The following is a 14,186-nucleotide window of genomic DNA, read 5'->3' on the forward strand; positions in this document are numbered from 1 at the left end:
TGAGGAGTGAGCAGCCATGGGAGCAGATGCGAAGGGTGGGCCTAAGCATAAGGTGAGGTTCGTTACCGCCTCGGCTTTATTTGACGGGCACGATGTTTCCATTAATATTATGAGGCGAATTCTGCAGGCGAGCGGAGCGGAGGTTATTCATCTCGGGCATAACCGTTCGGTGGATGAGGTCGTGCAAGCAGCCGTGCAGGAGGATGTGCAGGGCATTGCCGTTTCCTCTTACCAGGGCGGACATGTGGAATATTTTAAATATATGGTTGATCTGCTGAAGTCGAAAGGAGCTCCAGATATCCGGGTGTTTGGAGGTGGCGGCGGCGTCATTCTCCCATCGGAACTCAAGCAGCTGCATGAGTATGGGGTGGCACGGATATTTTCGCCGGAGGATGGGCGGGAGCTCGGCTTGCAGGGGATGATCGATTGGATGCTGCGGGCGTGCGATTTTTCCACGGTGGAGGGGAGGGCACCGGACGAGGAGGCGCTTCGCCGGAAGGATCCGCGGGCGATTGCGAAGTACATCACGGCAGCCGAAAATGGCGGCGAGGGGTGGGGGCTCGAGCAGTTAGCGGGTGGGGGTCCGGTCGTCGGCATTACCGGCACGGGAGGCGCAGGCAAAAGCTCGCTGACCGACGAGCTGGTCCGGCGCTTCCTTCGGCAGTACCCCGAGAAGACGATCGCGATTCTCTCGATCGATCCAACGAGGCAGCGCACCGGCGGTGCTCTGCTGGGAGACCGGATCCGCATGAACGCCGTGCATTCCGATCGGGTCTACATGCGCAGCTTGGCTACGCGAGGCTCAGGCAAGGAGCTGCCGAATGCGATCCGCGAGGTGATTTCCGTGGTACAGGCGGCCGGGTTCGATCTGGTGGTGGTGGAAACGAGCGGGATCGGCCAAGGGGATCATCAGATTACCGCCATCGCCGACGTGTCCCTGTATGTCATGACCAGCGAGTTCGGCGCGCCCTCCCAGCTGGAGAAAATCGATATGATCGATTACGCCGATCTGATCGCCATCAACAAGTTCGAGCGGCGGGGCTCGGCCGATGCGCTCCGTGACGTGAAAAAGCAGATGCAGCGCAACCGAGGATTGTACGATCAGCCGGTGGAGCAGATGCCGGTGTATGGGACGATGGCGAGCCAGTTCAACGATGCAGGCGTGAATGTGCTGTTCGCCGCATTGGTGGCGGAGCTGAACCGAAAGTGCGCGCTAGGGTGGCCAATACCTGTGTTTCCATCTGCGACGGGTCATAGGCAGGTGATCATTCCGAGCGACCGCGTTCGCTACCTGGGCGAAATCGTTCAAACGGTGCGGGATTATCAGGTGTTCGTGAACCAGGAGGCGGAGAGCGCCAGCGCGTGGTACCGAATTGAGGGCGCGATTCAAGCGGCTGTTCGGGAGCTGGAGCCGGCGAATGGGCAGGAGCAGGGGCAGCCGCCAGATGCAGGGGAAGCCGTGCTGCCGAAGCTGGAGCGCTTGGGGGAATCGTATCGGGCTCGACTGCATCCAGACACGCGCGGGATGTTGGAACGTTGGCCGGAGGTGCGGCGCCGGTACAGCGGCACGACCCTGGTGACGCGCGTGCGGGACAAAGAGCTGATTACAGAGCTGACCACCTCCAGCTTGTCGGGGCTGGACATCCCGAAGGTGAGCCTGCCGCGCTATCAAGACTGGGGCGATCTCGTGCGGTGGCAGTACCGCGAAAATGTCCCCGGCGAGTTCCCCTTCACCGCAGGCGTTTTTCCGTTCAAGCGGACGGCGGAGGATCCGAAGCGCCAATTTGCCGGTGAAGGCACGCCGGAGCGAACAAATCTGCGGTTTCACTATTTATCGCAAAACGACCCGGCTAAACGGCTAAGCACCGCGTTCGATTCCGTCACGCTGTATGGTGAAGATCCGGACTACCGCCCCGACATCTACGGCAAAATCGGCGAAAGCGGCGTCAGCATCTGCTCCCTGGACGATATGAAAAAGCTATATGCCGGCTTCGATCTATGCCATCCTCTGACGTCTGTTTCGATGACGATCAATGGCCCGGCACCGGTCATTTTGGCGATGTACATGAATACCGCGATTCATGACCAGCTGGAACGGTTCAGCCAGGCAAACGGCGGGAGGACGCCGACAGCGGAGGAAGCGGAGCGTATCCGCAGAGAGACGCTGCGATCGGTGCGGGGCACGGTGCAGGCGGACATTTTGAAGGAGGATCAGGGGCAGAACACCTGTATTTTCTCCACCGAATTTGCGCTGCGAATGATGGGTGATATCCAGCAGTATTTTATCGATCATGAGGTGCGCAATTATTATTCGGTTTCCATCTCGGGCTATCACATCGCCGAAGCGGGGGCGAATCCGATCTCGCAGCTGGCATTTACGCTGGCAAATGGGTTTACGTATGTGGAGTACTATTTGTCCCGGGGCATGCGGATTGATGATTTTGCGCCGAACCTGTCGTTTTTTTTCAGCAACGGGCTGGACCCCGAGTATACGGTGATCGGCCGGGTGGCGCGCCGGATCTGGGCTACGGTCATGAAGCACAAATATAAGGCAAGCGAACGCAGCCAAAAGCTGAAGTACCACATCCAGACGTCGGGGCGGTCGCTGCATGCGCAGGAGATTGATTTTAACGATATTCGGACCACGCTGCAGGCGCTCATGGCCATTCTCGACAACTGCAATTCGCTGCACACGAATTCGTACGACGAAGCGATCACAACCCCGACGGAGGAATCGGTGCGGCGGGCGATGGCGATTCAGCTGATCATTACGAAGGAGCTGGGCCTCGCGAAAAACGAAAATTTGCTGCAAGGCTCGTTCCTGGTCGAGGAGCTGACGGACCTGGTCGAAGAGGCGGTGCTGCAGGAGCTGGAGCGCATCAGCGATCGGGGTGGGGTGCTTGGAGCGATGGAATCGCAGTACCAGCGGGGGAAGATTCAGGACGAATCGATGCTCTATGAGACCAAAAAGCACAACGGCGAGCTGCCGATCATCGGCGTGAATACATTTCGCAATCCGCACCCGGCGTCAGGGGAGGAGCTGAACATCCCGTTGGCGCGGGCTACCGTGGCTGAGAAGGAGCAGCAGATTGCGAGCCTTCAAGCTTTTCAAGCGCAGCATGCGGGAGAGGCGCCGTCCGCCTTGGCAAAGCTGCAGCAGGTGGCGATGGCGGGGGACAATATCTTTGCGGAGCTGATGGAGACGGTGAAGGTGGCGAGCCTGGGGCAGATCACCCATGCGTTGTATGAGGTCGGCGGGCAGTATCGTAGGAATATGTAGTTGGGTGTGTGGTGTGGTGGGCGGTGAGCGGGAGGAACGGCGGAATTGGTGCTCCAAAAGCAGCAAATCGCGGTTACGACTTGCCGACCGTGGATTTAGCTGCTCTGGCGGCAGTTATTGCTCTGCGGCTAGCCCTCACATTGCAGGAGGTATATGCTTACGAAGCAGGCTTTTCTAAGAAAAGCCCAGCGTATGCTTACGATGCCGTTTTGCCTACGGCAAAACTCAGCAAATGCTTACGAAGTAGGCTTTTCTACGAAAAGCCCTCAGGAGGCGAGGTTCCTATGTCTTTTCGGCACCGGCAGCTTGGATTAACGGATGAACAGGTTCTGAAGATGTATACCTTTATGCTCTTGGCGAGAAGGTTTGACGAACGCGCGCTTCTGCTGCAGAGGTCGGGCAAAATCGCGTTTCATATATCCGGGATCGGCCAAGAGTCGGCCCAGGTGGCTGCGGCCTTTGCGCTGCGAAGCCATCATGATTATTTTCTTCCTTACTATCGGGATTACACGCTCGTGCTTGCGGTGGGGGCCACGGTTCGCGAGCTGCTGCTGGCGGCATTCTCCAAAGCAGAGGACGTTAACGGCGGCCGGCAGATGGGAGGGCATTTCAGCTACCGGAAGCATCATATCGTCTCCGGCTCGAGCCCGGTTTCCACGCAGGTGCCGCATGCGGTCGGCATGGCCTTAAGCGCTAAGATGCGTGGTGAGGACCGCGTTGCTTACACGTCGTTTGGCGAGGGCTCGAGCAATCAGGGGGACGTGCATGAGAGCTTTAATTTTGCCGGGGTGTTCAAGCTGCCTGTCATTTTCATGTGCGAAAATAACCAATACGCCATCTCTATCCCCGCGCATAAGCAGCTAGCTGGGCGAGTGGTCGACCGGGCTGCCGGGTACGGCTTTCCGGGGGTTCGTGTGGACGGTACCGATGTGCTGGAGGTGTACCAAGCGGTTCGAGAAGCGAAGGAGCGCGCGCTCCGCGGTGACGGACCGACCTTGATCGAGGCGATGCTGTACCGCATCCCGCCCCACTCCACGGCAGACGACGATATGCTGTATCGGACGAAGGAAGAGGTCGAAGCGCATAAGGCGAAGGATGGCCTCACGCGTTTTCGCCAGTATTTGATCGAATGCGGTGTACTGAACGATGAGCTGGACGGCACGATCAGCGAGTCGATCACGAAGGAAGTGAATGAGGCGACCAAATATGCCGATGGCGCGCCCTATCCGAGTCCCGACAGTGCCCTTCGGCATGTGTATGCGGATGAAGGGGGGGCATGACATGGCGATCATCACTTATCTGGAAGCCATCCGTTCTGCGATGTCCGAGGAGATGGAGCGGGACGCGAATGTGTTTGTGCTGGGGGAGGACGTCGGAAAAGGCGGCGTGCTGAACGCGACTAAAGGGATGCGAGACCGATTCGGCGAACAGCGGGTGCTCGATACGCCGCTGGCGGAATCCGCGATTGTCGGCGTGTCCATCGGTGCCTCTCTGACGGGCATGAGACCGATTGCGGAGATTCAGTTTTCAGATTTTATTTTTCCCGCAGCGAATCAAATCATCAACGAAGCGGCCAAAATCCGCTACCGCTCCAATAACGACTGGCACTGTCCGATTGTGATCCGTGCGCCTTACGGTGCGACTGGAGGCGGGGGGCTGTACCATTCGCAGTGTCCTGAATCGGTGTTTTTTGGAACCCCAGGGCTGAAGATTGTGGCGCCGTCCACGGCCTACGATGCCAAGGGACTGATGAAGGCGGCAGTGCGGGATGACGATCCGGTGCTCTATTTTGAGCATAAAAAATGCTACCTCTCCGTCTCCGACGAGGTGCCGGAGGGCGATTACATCGTGCCGATCGGCAAGGCCGATGTCAAGCGGGAGGGCGAGCACATCACCGTGATTGCCTATGGGCTGACGGTGCAGTACGCTCTGAAGGCGGCAGCCGAGCTGGAAAAAGAGGGGATCAGCACCCACGTGCTGGATTTGCGCACCCTGCAGCCGCTCGATCAGCCGGCGATTCTCGCTGCAGCTGCGAAGACCGGCAAAGTCCTCGTCTGCCACGAGGATAACAAAACCGGCGGCATCGGTGCAGAAATTTCCGCGATTATAGCCGAGCAAATGCTGTATGAGCTCGATGCGCCGATCATCCGGTTTTGCCCGCCGGATATTCCGGCTGTGCCGATGGCGCCGACCTTGGAGAAGTTTTTCCTGCCCAGTGTGGAGAAGGTGAAGGAAGTCATGCGCCGGCTGGCGGAGCTGTAGGTTGACAACTGTTGTCGTAGGAACCGCCAAAACAGTTGCAACATAAGGAGGAAGCGCGATGCAAAACGAGGAGCGAGGTTCTGAAGTGACTGTGCCGCATCTGGCTGAAAGCCTCGTTTCAGCTGTCGTCGGCAAGTGGCTGAAGCAGCCGGGAGACTACGTGCATGAATACGATGTCCTATGCGAGCTGTTGACGGATAAAGTGAATGTCGAAATGCCTTCCCCGCTGGAAGGGACGCTCCTTCGCATTCTGGTGCCGGAGGGGGCGCGCGCCGATGTCGGCGCTGCGATCTGCCTGATTCGGCAGCCCGAAGCGCGTGCGGCGGAAGTGGCGGTGCCGCTTCCGGTAGTGGAAGCCAGTGAGCCGCGCCAGCGCTATTCGCCGGCGGTGCTGCATCTGGCGGAGAAGCACCACATCGACCTGCGGCAGCTGACAGGCAGCGGTCTGGGCGGCCGGGTTACGCGCCGGGATGTGCTGGCCTATATCAAACAGGGCATGCCGAGGGCGGAGCGGACGACTGAACAGGCACAGCCTGTAAAGCCAGTATCGCCTATGGTATCACCGCCATCACCGCCATCACAACCATCACAACCATCACAACCAGCGCATACGCCTCACTCACCACACGCCCAGCCTCCGCAGCACTCACCTGCCCAATCTCCTGCATACGAGCCGATATCCCTGCACGAAAAGACACGTGCCTCAGAGCCCCTAACACCTTATAAAGCTCCATCTGCGACGACGGATCAGCATCTGCCTATCACTCCGTTACGCCATACCATTGCCTCACGCATGCGGCAGAGCGTCCATGAGATTCCGCACGCTTGGCTGGTGATGGAAGCAGACGTGAGCCGGCTTGCGCTGCTGCGCCAGAAGCTGAAGGACGATTTTGCGAGGAAGGAAGGCGTGAAGCTGACGTTCATCCCCTTCGTCATCAAGGCACTGGTGAGTGCCATCAAGGACTACCCGATGCTCAATTCTACCTGGTCCTCCGACAAAATCACCGTCAAAAAAGAGATCCATCTGTCCATCGCCGTCGGCACAGAGGAGTCAGTTGTTACGCCGGTCATCAAGCATGCGGACCGCAAAACGATCGCTGGCCTAGCCATCGAGCTGGATGATTTGGTCGGGCGAGCGCGAAGCGGCAAGTTGACGCTGGCCGACCTGCAGGGCGGCACCTTCACCTTCAATAACACCGGTGCATTCGGCTCGATCGTGTCGTATCCCATCATCAATTATCCACAGGCGGCGATCATGACGTTCGAGTCAATTGTTCGTAAGCCGGTGGCGTTACAGGATATGATTGCGATCCGCTCCATGGTCAATCTGTGCCTATCCTTCGATCACCGGATTCTGGACGGGGTCGTTTGTGGACGCTTTTTGCAGCGGGTGAAGCACTATTTGGAGCAGTACGATCTGGAGTCGAATATTTACTGAGGTGGTAGACGGTGATTTGCTAAGAGTAAGCACAAAAAATTCGTGTAAACGCAGATTGGAAGGCTGAGGGGGAGCAAGGCAGAAACAAGTTTGGCTACTACAGCAATAACAATGCGGAGGTGAGACTCCCACATGACAGAGAGTGTCATAGTCGGCGGGGCGCGGACCCCGTTCGGCAAATTCGGCGGCGCCCTGAAGGACGTGGACGCCGTCGCCTTAGGCGGGGCGGCGCTCCGGGCCGCCATTGCGCGGTCCGCCGTGGATCCGGCCGAGATCGACGAAGTGATCATGGGCATGGTGCTGCAGGGCGGCGCAGGGCAAATCCCTTCGAGGCAGGCGGCCCGGCTCGCGGGTCTGGATTGGAGCGTGACCACGGAGACGGTCAATAAGGTGTGCGCTTCCGGCATGCGCAGCATTACGCTCGCCGACCAGATTATCCGCGCCGGCGACGCGGAGACGATCGCCGCCGGCGGCATGGAGAGCATGAGCCGTGCGCCGTACCTGCTGCCCAGCGCCCGCTGGGGGGCACGCATGGGCGATCAGGCGCTGGTCGACGCGATGATTCACGACGGCCTCCTGTGCGCGTTCGACAAGGTGCACATGATTGTGCACGGCAGCAGCGTGGCCGGCGAGTACGGCATCTCGCGCGAGTCCCAAGACGAATGGGCGCTGCGCAGTCACAGCCGGGCCATACGGGCGATCAGCCAAGGCATCTTCGCCGAAGAAATTGCCCCAATAACGGTCAGCATCGGCAAAAAAGCCGCCGTAACGATAGCCCAAGACGAAGGCCCGCGCCTGGACACGAGTCTGGAAAAGCTTGCAGCGCTTCCCCCGCTGTTCGTCCAGGACGGCACGATCACCGCGGGCAACGCTCCCGGCGTCAACGACGGCGCAGCAGCGCTCGTCCTCATGTCCCGCGCCAAGGCGGCCGCCAAGGGCTTAAAGCCGCTCGCGACCATCGTCGGCCATGCCTCCGTCGGCGAGCGGGCGCCCTACATCGCGACCACGCCGGCGCTGGCCATCCAGAAGCTGCTGCGGCAAACCGCAATCCCGCTCGCGCAGATCGACCGCTTCGAGGTGAACGAAGCCTTCGCGTCGGTGGCGCTGACCAGCGGGCAGCTGCTCGGCTGGGACCCCGAGAAGGTCAACGTGAACGGCGGCGCTATCGCGCTCGGCCATCCGATCGGCGCCAGCGGGACGCGGATCGTGCTCACGCTAATCCATGAGCTGCGCCGCATCGGCGGAGGCTTAGGAATTGCGGCAATATGCAGCGGGGCAGCACAGGGCGATGCCGTCCTGCTGCGAGTCGACGCCGACGCGTAAAATCGCGTAACCACATGGGAGGAGGCCAGCTAAAAAAATGAGCAGCCCAAATGATCTTCCGCAAACGCTCATGGTCATCGGCGCAGGGCAAATGGGCAGCGGCATCGCGCAGGTGGCGGCCGCGTCGGGCATAACGGTGCTCCTGCACGATGTATCCGCATCATCGATTCAAAAAGGCCTGGCAGCGATCACCAAGCAGCTAAGCCGGAGCGTGGACAAGGGAAAGCTGACCGAGGAGCGCAAAGCGGAAATTCTCAGCCGCATTCAGCCCGCAGAGCAGCTGGAGCAAGCGGCTCAGGCCGAGCTCGTGATCGAGGCGGTCACCGAGCAGCTGGAGCTGAAGGCGTCGTTGCTGCGGCGGCTGGAGGAAATCTGCCCGCCTCAGGTGATTTTCGCCTCCAACACGTCCTCGCTTCCGATTACCGAGCTTGCGGCTGTGACGGGGCGGCCTTCCCGGGTGATCGGGATGCATTTTATGAACCCGGTGCCGGTTATGCCTTTGGTGGAGGTCATCCGCGGTCTGGAAACGTCGCAGGACGTGTTCGAGGCGGTGCGTGCGCTGGCCATGCACATGGGCAAAACACCGGTGGAGGTGAACGATTTTCCCGGCTTTGTTTCGAACCGGATCCTGATGCCCATGATTAACGAGGCGGTGTACACCGTGTACGAGGGGGTCGCAACGGCGGAGGCCGTCGATCAAGTGATGAAGCTGGGGATGAACCATCCGATGGGACCGCTGGAGCTAGCGGATTTTATCGGGCTGGACACGTGCTTGTCGATCATGGACATTTTGTACGAGGGCTTCAAGGATCCGAAATACCGTCCATGTCCGCTGCTGCGCAAGTATGTGAAGGCCGGACGCTTGGGCCGCAAGACCGGTCAGGGCTTTTACAGGTACGACGGGTGAGTGAGTTGACCAAAAAGGGGGGACGAGATGGAAACGTGGAAGCAGGTCGATTGGCAGATGGTGACGTTTATCGGCTTCAGCTTGGTGAATGAGTATCTGTCTCATTTTCATCTACCGAGGGTGTATTATTGGAGCAGGCTGCGGGAGAAGTGAAGGGGCGGAATTTAGGTGAATCACCCAGGGCGGATGCCGGACGATTTTCGTATAGTGTAGAAAAAGAACTCCCTGAGGGGGGCTGCACATGCCGGAAATTCGGATCGCCGCGGTTGGGGATCTCATGGTAAAGCTGCATCTCATCTCGGAGGCCCGGCTGCCTGACGGGTATTCGTTTGACCGTCTGTTTAGCGAGGTGGCGCCGTTTTTGAAACGGGCGGATTTAACGATCGGCAATCTGGAGACGACTTTTGCAGGCTCAGACTCAGGCACACACCGTAAGCGAAAATCGGCCGGTCCCCTGTTCAGCTGCCCCGATGAGTTCGCGCATGCACTGAAGAAAGCCGGTTTTGACGTGCTGACGACCGCGAACAACCATAGCCTCGATACCGGAGTGAAGGGGCTGGTACGGACGCTGGACATTCTGGATCAGAACGGGCTTGCCCATACTGGAACATTTCGTTCCCTCAAGGAGTCGAGATCTTATTTAATTCGGGATGTTCAAGGCATCCGCGTCGGCATTTTATCGTATACGAAGGGGACCAATCGCATTCCCGACCCCGCAGGCAAGCCATGGATGGTGAACCGGATTGCCCCCCGCCGCATCGTCCGCGATCTGCAGAAGCTGAAGGCGAAGACAGATCTGATCGTCGTATGCTTGCATTTTGGCTCGGAATACTTTTACCATCCTACGGCAGGGCAAAAACGGCTCGTGAGCCTGCTGTTCCGCAAGGGGGCGCACATTATTCTCGGCTCGCATCCGCATGTGCTGCAAACGTCGGCGGTGCGGGGGAAACGTCATCTGGCCATCTATTCCTTAGGGAATTTCGTGTCCACCCGGCTCAAAAATAACCCCCACACCCAGAGCGGCATCATCCTGAACGTCAAGGTGAGCAAGCCCCGCAAGGGCAAGGTGTCCATCCAAAGCGTGAGCTACGTGCCTACTTGGGTGCACCGGAATCGCAGCGTCCAGCCGGGGCAAGCTCAAACCCAAGTCATCCCCAATACATCGGAGCAAAAGGAGCTGCAGTTGTCTTCCGAGGAGCAGCAGCTGATGAAACAAATGCTGAGGCGCACGGCGAAGCTGCTAGGCGGATGAACCAAGGCAGGGGAACGCATCCTCTGCCTTATTTGAGCTTGAAGTGAACGACTGCGGTGTACAGCATTTTGTTACGGTTCGGATCAAAGGTGACGTGGTGCTGCACGGCATGCACATCCAGCAGCAGCGCTTTGTTGTTGTTGATTTGTTCTTCGATTTTTTGCTCCAGCAGCTTGAAGTCATACTCCTGAAAGCACTCAATCTTCGTTTCGATTTTATCCAGCAAAAAGTCCATGGGATCGCATCCTTTACATAGGTGGTGTAGGGTCGTCGGTATGTATCCTTTTTCAACGTGGGCAATTCCGTATACGACCCTATGATACCAGTTGGCCATTCGCTTCGACAAGGTCCGGGCACTGTATCAGCCAAGCCGAGCTGCAGTGAAGGATTTCCAGTCCGGGGTCAACATTTACGACAAAATCGAAGCCGAAGCGCTGATGTGGACGACGCTATTTCGAATGCGATCATTCAGCAGTTTCCTCAGCTGTTCCAGTGCTCATGTCACTAGGTTCATTTAGTCCCATGGGGCGGAAGAAAGTCGCTTCGGGAGGAGGTGGCTTTTTTTGCCATGATCGACTATGCTGATGGTAACTAAGTGTACTTCAGGAGGCGGTTCCGATGGGCGAGCAGCAGCGCAATCCTTGGAAATGGGGCATTTTTTACTACAACCCGGACAACAAGTCGATCTTCGTCCCCAAACGGCTCGGCCTGGGCTGGACGGTCAACTTTGCTCACCCGGCGAGCTGGCTTGTGATTTTGGTCATCGTTGCAGCTATTGTGGTTGTGAAAGCGGTTGGGAAATAAACCCTATACATAGAAAGGAAGGTCCACACCATGCTGGATAAAAGCATTGCACATTACCGCGTCATCCTGAAGCGTACACCGGATACTCCCGTGCCCAACGCATTTCTGCCGCAGGGGTATAGCATCGTGACCTATCAGGATGGAGACGAAGAAGCGTGGGGCGAGATCGAGACTTCGGTGCAGGAGTTCGAACGTGTCGAAGTCGCAGTCGACTATTTTCGATCGAAATTTGCTCCCTATCGGACCGAAGTGACGCGAAGAACCATGTTTGTGCAAAAGGACGACGGCGAGAAGATCGCTACCTTTACTGCATGGTGGAATTATACGGGAATGCGGCGCCATCCGTTTATGCACTGGGTCGCCGTGAAGCCGGAGTATCAAGGGCTGGGCATCGGCAAGGCGCTCATCGCGGAGGGCGTTCGCCGGATGATCGAGCTGGAGGGGGACTGCGTCATGTACATCCCGACACAGACGTGGAGCCACAAGGCGATTAAGCTGTACCGCTGGGCGGGATTTGAGCTGGAGCTGGATGAGCCTGAGCCAGGTGGATATGCCAATCAGACTAGGCAGGCTCTGCCGTTGATTCAGCATTTGATTTAAGCTTTTCGCCACCATATTCCAAATTTGAAGCTCTCAACAATAAAAGTCACGGGATGACAACAGCATTCGAGCGCTTTTTCATCGATTCCTTGTTAATCTATTAACTAAAGAATAGATTCATAGGAGGACTATCTATGATGACTCAAGCGATCATAATCTATGTGATGGTGGCAGTATTAATCGGATTTATGTTGGCACTGTGCATTGACGTGATGAGAAGAAGCGGCAGAATCGTCCAGTTTGGCCATGACCCTATGCAATCAGAGGCGGTAGAAGCGGCGGAAGCCGTCGAAGAAAAACCGCTGGCTTACCCGTTCTATGTCGACTGCACCCGTGAGCTCGAAACCGCCCGTGCAGCCATTCCCGCCATCCCTGCCATCCCGCCCAAAGAAATCAATGTTCTTCTGCCGCAGACGGGGACCTAATATTAATAGTTTAACATCTCCAACGCACCGCCCGGACAAGGGTGGTGCTTTTATTTTACCTTAAGGTGGATCATGATCTATAAAGATGATTTGTCATTACTTGCTTTTTGTTGTATTTAGTTGCTTTGTTGTTGATTAATTGTAAAGCTTTGCATTATGATGAGGATGTGGGAGATCATGACGCTAAGGGGAGAGTGCACATGAACCAGTGCAATCGGGTGTTCATTATTGGTTGGGATGGAGCAGGCAATTTTGTTCGCGGCGCGCATACGCCGGTGTTGGACCGCTTGATTCAGAGAGGAGCGATCGCCTTCGATGCTCAGACTGCGTCGCCGACGATCAGCGCACAATGCTGGGGAGCGCTATTGCATGGCGTTAGTCCGGTCAAACATGGGCTGACCAATGATATTGCGGCAGAAAGGACATTTCCCAGCGATTCTTCGTACCCTTCTGTCTTTCGTGTGGCAAGAGAGGCGTATCCCGATGCCAAGCTGGCTGCGTTCAGCGCCTGGGAGCCCATCAATTACGGGATTATCGAGCCGTCGATTGGAGTCCGCAAAGTATCCATGCCCGATCGGGAGCTAGCGTACGCCGCAGCCTCGTATATTGGGGAGCATCCGGATGTGCTGCTCATGTTTATCGACTTTGACTTACCCGACGCTGCCGGACACCGCCACGGGTACAATACGCCGGAGCAGCTCCGCGTCATTGAGGAGACGGATGAGCACACGGGAATCATTGTGGATGCGATTGAAAAAGCGGGGCTTCTGGAAGACAGCCTGATCATCACGGTCTCCGACCATGGCGGGGGCGGTGAGGATACGCACGGCCATGGCACCGACCATCCGCTGGATAAAACGATTTTCTGGGGCTGCGCCGGTCCCGGCATCGCGCCCGGCACCAGGGTTCGGGGCATAACCATTACCGATACGGCCGCCGTTGTCGCTCATGCATTAGGGGTGGCTGCGCCCGCAGCTTGGGAGGCAAAGCTTCCGGCAGGACTATTCAATTCCATTTAAGACGCGGAGCTGGTAAAAAGTGATAGTTATGGCCGTTTTACTTGTCGTTATTTCAGGCCTGACGCATGCCGTGTGGAACCTGTTTGCCAAGCGGAGCTTAAATAAAGAGGCATTTCTATGGGCTATTCTGATCCCTTCGGAAATCATTCTAGTCCCTCCATTTGTGCAGACGTTCGCCACGACGACGGAGCTCCCTTGGAACGCTTACGCGCTGCTGGGACTATCGATGCTGCTGCAGGGTATTTACGGACTTCTGCTCACGAGAGCCTACCGCTTGGGAGACTTGTCCCAGCTGTATCCGATTATGCGGGGAACAGCGACACTGCTGGTTCCGGTCATCGGTGTATCTTGGCTTGGCGAATCGCTGTCAGTTTGGGGCTGGATCGGGCTGTGCGGGATGATCGTCAGCTTTTTTATCCTAAGTGGGTGGTCGGTACAAAAGAAGCAGGCGTTCTCAGTCCAGCCGCTGCTGGTGGCGTTCGCTGTGGGGCTGTGCACGACGAGCTATGTGTTTGTCGATAAGCTTAACCTTCAATATTGGAGCCCGCTTAATCTTCTGGGAGCTAGCAATCTAGGCTTTCTGTTGGCGTTAACACCGAGAGTGATAGCCTCCAAAAAACAATGGATACCGGAAGTTCGGGCCAACTGGCCAATCGTACTGCTCGGCTCCGCGCTATCACCAGGTTCATACTTCTTGTTCTTGCTTGCGATGAATTTGGCACCTATGGCCCATATTTCACCGATTCGGGAGATCGGAACGGTGTTTGCGACATTCCTCGGTGTGGTGGTGCTGCGTGAAAAGCAGGGGATTCGGCGAATCATTTCTTCAGCTACGATCGCTACAGCAATAGTCATCATTAGCCTATTTGGATAGCT

General features: G+C 57.2%; 14 protein-coding genes. 13 read left to right on the forward strand and 1 reads right to left on the reverse strand.

Features of this window, described 5'->3' with window-relative positions; all coding sequences use genetic code 11:
* Positions 1–16: 16 nt before the first annotated feature.
* From icmF to FPZ49_RS00245, 8 genes are all read left to right on the forward strand, one after another.
* Positions 17–3,280, forward strand: coding sequence for a fused isobutyryl-CoA mutase/GTPase IcmF (gene icmF, locus FPZ49_RS00215; protein WP_144842338.1), 3,264 nt, complete (start codon positions 17–19; stop codon positions 3,278–3,280).
* A gap of 284 nt (positions 3,281–3,564) precedes the next feature.
* Positions 3,565–4,560, forward strand: a complete 996-nt coding sequence (locus FPZ49_RS00220) for a thiamine pyrophosphate-dependent dehydrogenase E1 component subunit alpha (RefSeq protein WP_144842339.1) — start codon at positions 3,565–3,567, stop codon at positions 4,558–4,560.
* A gap of 1 nt (position 4,561) precedes the next feature.
* On the forward strand, positions 4,562–5,542 hold the full coding sequence (locus FPZ49_RS00225) for an alpha-ketoacid dehydrogenase subunit beta (RefSeq protein WP_144842340.1): 981 nt from the start codon (positions 4,562–4,564) through the stop codon (positions 5,540–5,542).
* A 58-nt stretch (positions 5,543–5,600) separates the two neighbouring features.
* On the forward strand, positions 5,601–6,980 hold the full coding sequence (locus tag FPZ49_RS00230) for a dihydrolipoamide acetyltransferase family protein (RefSeq protein ID WP_144842341.1): 1,380 nt from the start codon (positions 5,601–5,603) through the stop codon (positions 6,978–6,980).
* A gap of 132 nt (positions 6,981–7,112) precedes the next feature.
* Positions 7,113–8,303: an acetyl-CoA C-acetyltransferase gene (locus FPZ49_RS00235; RefSeq protein ID WP_144842342.1), complete on the forward strand. Its 1,191-nt coding sequence runs from the start codon at positions 7,113–7,115 to the stop codon at positions 8,301–8,303.
* Positions 8,304–8,340: 37 nt separating this feature from the next.
* Entirely contained in the window at positions 8,341–9,210 is an 870-nt protein-coding gene (locus FPZ49_RS00240) for a 3-hydroxybutyryl-CoA dehydrogenase (RefSeq protein WP_144842343.1), read from the forward strand.
* A 27-nt stretch (positions 9,211–9,237) separates the two neighbouring features.
* Entirely contained in the window at positions 9,238–9,363 is a 126-nt protein-coding gene (locus tag FPZ49_RS36545) for a hypothetical protein (RefSeq protein WP_261381173.1), read from the forward strand.
* Between the two features lie 88 nt (positions 9,364–9,451).
* Positions 9,452–10,462 (forward strand): CapA family protein, encoded by a 1,011-nt coding sequence (locus FPZ49_RS00245; protein ID WP_144842344.1) that lies wholly within the window; start codon positions 9,452–9,454, stop codon positions 10,460–10,462.
* A 28-nt stretch (positions 10,463–10,490) separates the two neighbouring features.
* Here FPZ49_RS00245 and FPZ49_RS00250 read toward each other — a convergent pair whose 3' ends face one another.
* The gene (locus tag FPZ49_RS00250; RefSeq protein ID WP_144842345.1) at positions 10,491–10,697 is read right to left on the reverse strand and encodes a DUF2536 family protein; all 207 of its coding nucleotides are present in this window, start codon (positions 10,695–10,697) and stop codon (positions 10,491–10,493) included.
* A 383-nt stretch (positions 10,698–11,080) separates the two neighbouring features.
* On the opposite strand from FPZ49_RS00250, the gene FPZ49_RS00255 reads away from it, so the two are divergent.
* From FPZ49_RS00255 to FPZ49_RS00275, 5 genes are all read left to right on the forward strand, one after another.
* Positions 11,081–11,266: a DUF5808 domain-containing protein gene (locus tag FPZ49_RS00255; protein WP_144842346.1), complete on the forward strand. Its 186-nt coding sequence runs from the start codon at positions 11,081–11,083 to the stop codon at positions 11,264–11,266.
* 30 nt (positions 11,267–11,296) lie between these two features.
* Positions 11,297–11,866, forward strand: a complete 570-nt coding sequence (locus tag FPZ49_RS00260) for a GNAT family N-acetyltransferase (RefSeq protein WP_144842347.1) — start codon at positions 11,297–11,299, stop codon at positions 11,864–11,866.
* 134 nt (positions 11,867–12,000) lie between these two features.
* Positions 12,001–12,291 carry a hypothetical protein gene (locus FPZ49_RS00265; RefSeq protein ID WP_144842348.1) on the forward strand — a complete coding sequence of 97 codons (291 nt, stop codon included), beginning with the start codon at positions 12,001–12,003 and terminating at the stop codon, positions 12,289–12,291.
* A 200-nt stretch (positions 12,292–12,491) separates the two neighbouring features.
* Positions 12,492–13,310 carry an alkaline phosphatase family protein gene (locus FPZ49_RS00270; RefSeq protein WP_144842349.1) on the forward strand — a complete coding sequence of 273 codons (819 nt, stop codon included), beginning with the start codon at positions 12,492–12,494 and terminating at the stop codon, positions 13,308–13,310.
* A 28-nt stretch (positions 13,311–13,338) separates the two neighbouring features.
* A complete protein-coding gene (locus tag FPZ49_RS00275; protein WP_261381201.1) occupies positions 13,339–14,184 on the forward strand; it encodes a DMT family transporter in 846 nt (281 codons plus the stop codon).
* Positions 14,185–14,186 lie beyond the last annotated feature (2 nt).

Source organism: Paenibacillus cremeus (assembly GCF_007786445.1).
GTDB classification, from domain to species: Bacteria; Bacillota; Bacilli; order Paenibacillales; family NBRC-103111; genus Paenibacillus_G; species Paenibacillus_G cremeus.

What these genes read in the sequence shown, in the direction of transcription:
- FPZ49_RS00270 (WP_144842349.1), top strand. Translation starts at nt 12,492, where the DNA reads ATGAACCAGTGCAATCGGGTGTTCATTATTGGTTGGGATGGAGCAGGC.
- FPZ49_RS00265 (WP_144842348.1), top strand. Translation starts at nt 12,001, where the DNA reads ATGATGACTCAAGCGATCATAATCTATGTGATGGTGGCAGTATTAATC.
- FPZ49_RS00235 (WP_144842342.1), top strand. Translation starts at nt 7,113, where the DNA reads ATGACAGAGAGTGTCATAGTCGGCGGGGCGCGGACCCCGTTCGGCAAA.
- FPZ49_RS00275 (WP_261381201.1), top strand. Translation starts at nt 13,339, where the DNA reads ATGGCCGTTTTACTTGTCGTTATTTCAGGCCTGACGCATGCCGTGTGG.
- FPZ49_RS00230 (WP_144842341.1), top strand. Translation starts at nt 5,601, where the DNA reads ATGCAAAACGAGGAGCGAGGTTCTGAAGTGACTGTGCCGCATCTGGCT.
- FPZ49_RS36545 (WP_261381173.1), top strand. Translation starts at nt 9,238, where the DNA reads ATGGAAACGTGGAAGCAGGTCGATTGGCAGATGGTGACGTTTATCGGC.
- FPZ49_RS00225 (WP_144842340.1), top strand. Translation starts at nt 4,562, where the DNA reads ATGGCGATCATCACTTATCTGGAAGCCATCCGTTCTGCGATGTCCGAG.
- FPZ49_RS00245 (WP_144842344.1), top strand. Translation starts at nt 9,452, where the DNA reads ATGCCGGAAATTCGGATCGCCGCGGTTGGGGATCTCATGGTAAAGCTG.
- FPZ49_RS00250 (WP_144842345.1), bottom strand. Translation starts at nt 10,697, where the DNA reads ATGGACTTTTTGCTGGATAAAATCGAAACGAAGATTGAGTGCTTTCAG.
- icmF (WP_144842338.1), top strand. Translation starts at nt 17, where the DNA reads ATGGGAGCAGATGCGAAGGGTGGGCCTAAGCATAAGGTGAGGTTCGTT.
- FPZ49_RS00260 (WP_144842347.1), top strand. Translation starts at nt 11,297, where the DNA reads ATGCTGGATAAAAGCATTGCACATTACCGCGTCATCCTGAAGCGTACA.
- FPZ49_RS00255 (WP_144842346.1), top strand. Translation starts at nt 11,081, where the DNA reads ATGGGCGAGCAGCAGCGCAATCCTTGGAAATGGGGCATTTTTTACTAC.
- FPZ49_RS00220 (WP_144842339.1), top strand. Translation starts at nt 3,565, where the DNA reads ATGTCTTTTCGGCACCGGCAGCTTGGATTAACGGATGAACAGGTTCTG.
- FPZ49_RS00240 (WP_144842343.1), top strand. Translation starts at nt 8,341, where the DNA reads ATGAGCAGCCCAAATGATCTTCCGCAAACGCTCATGGTCATCGGCGCA.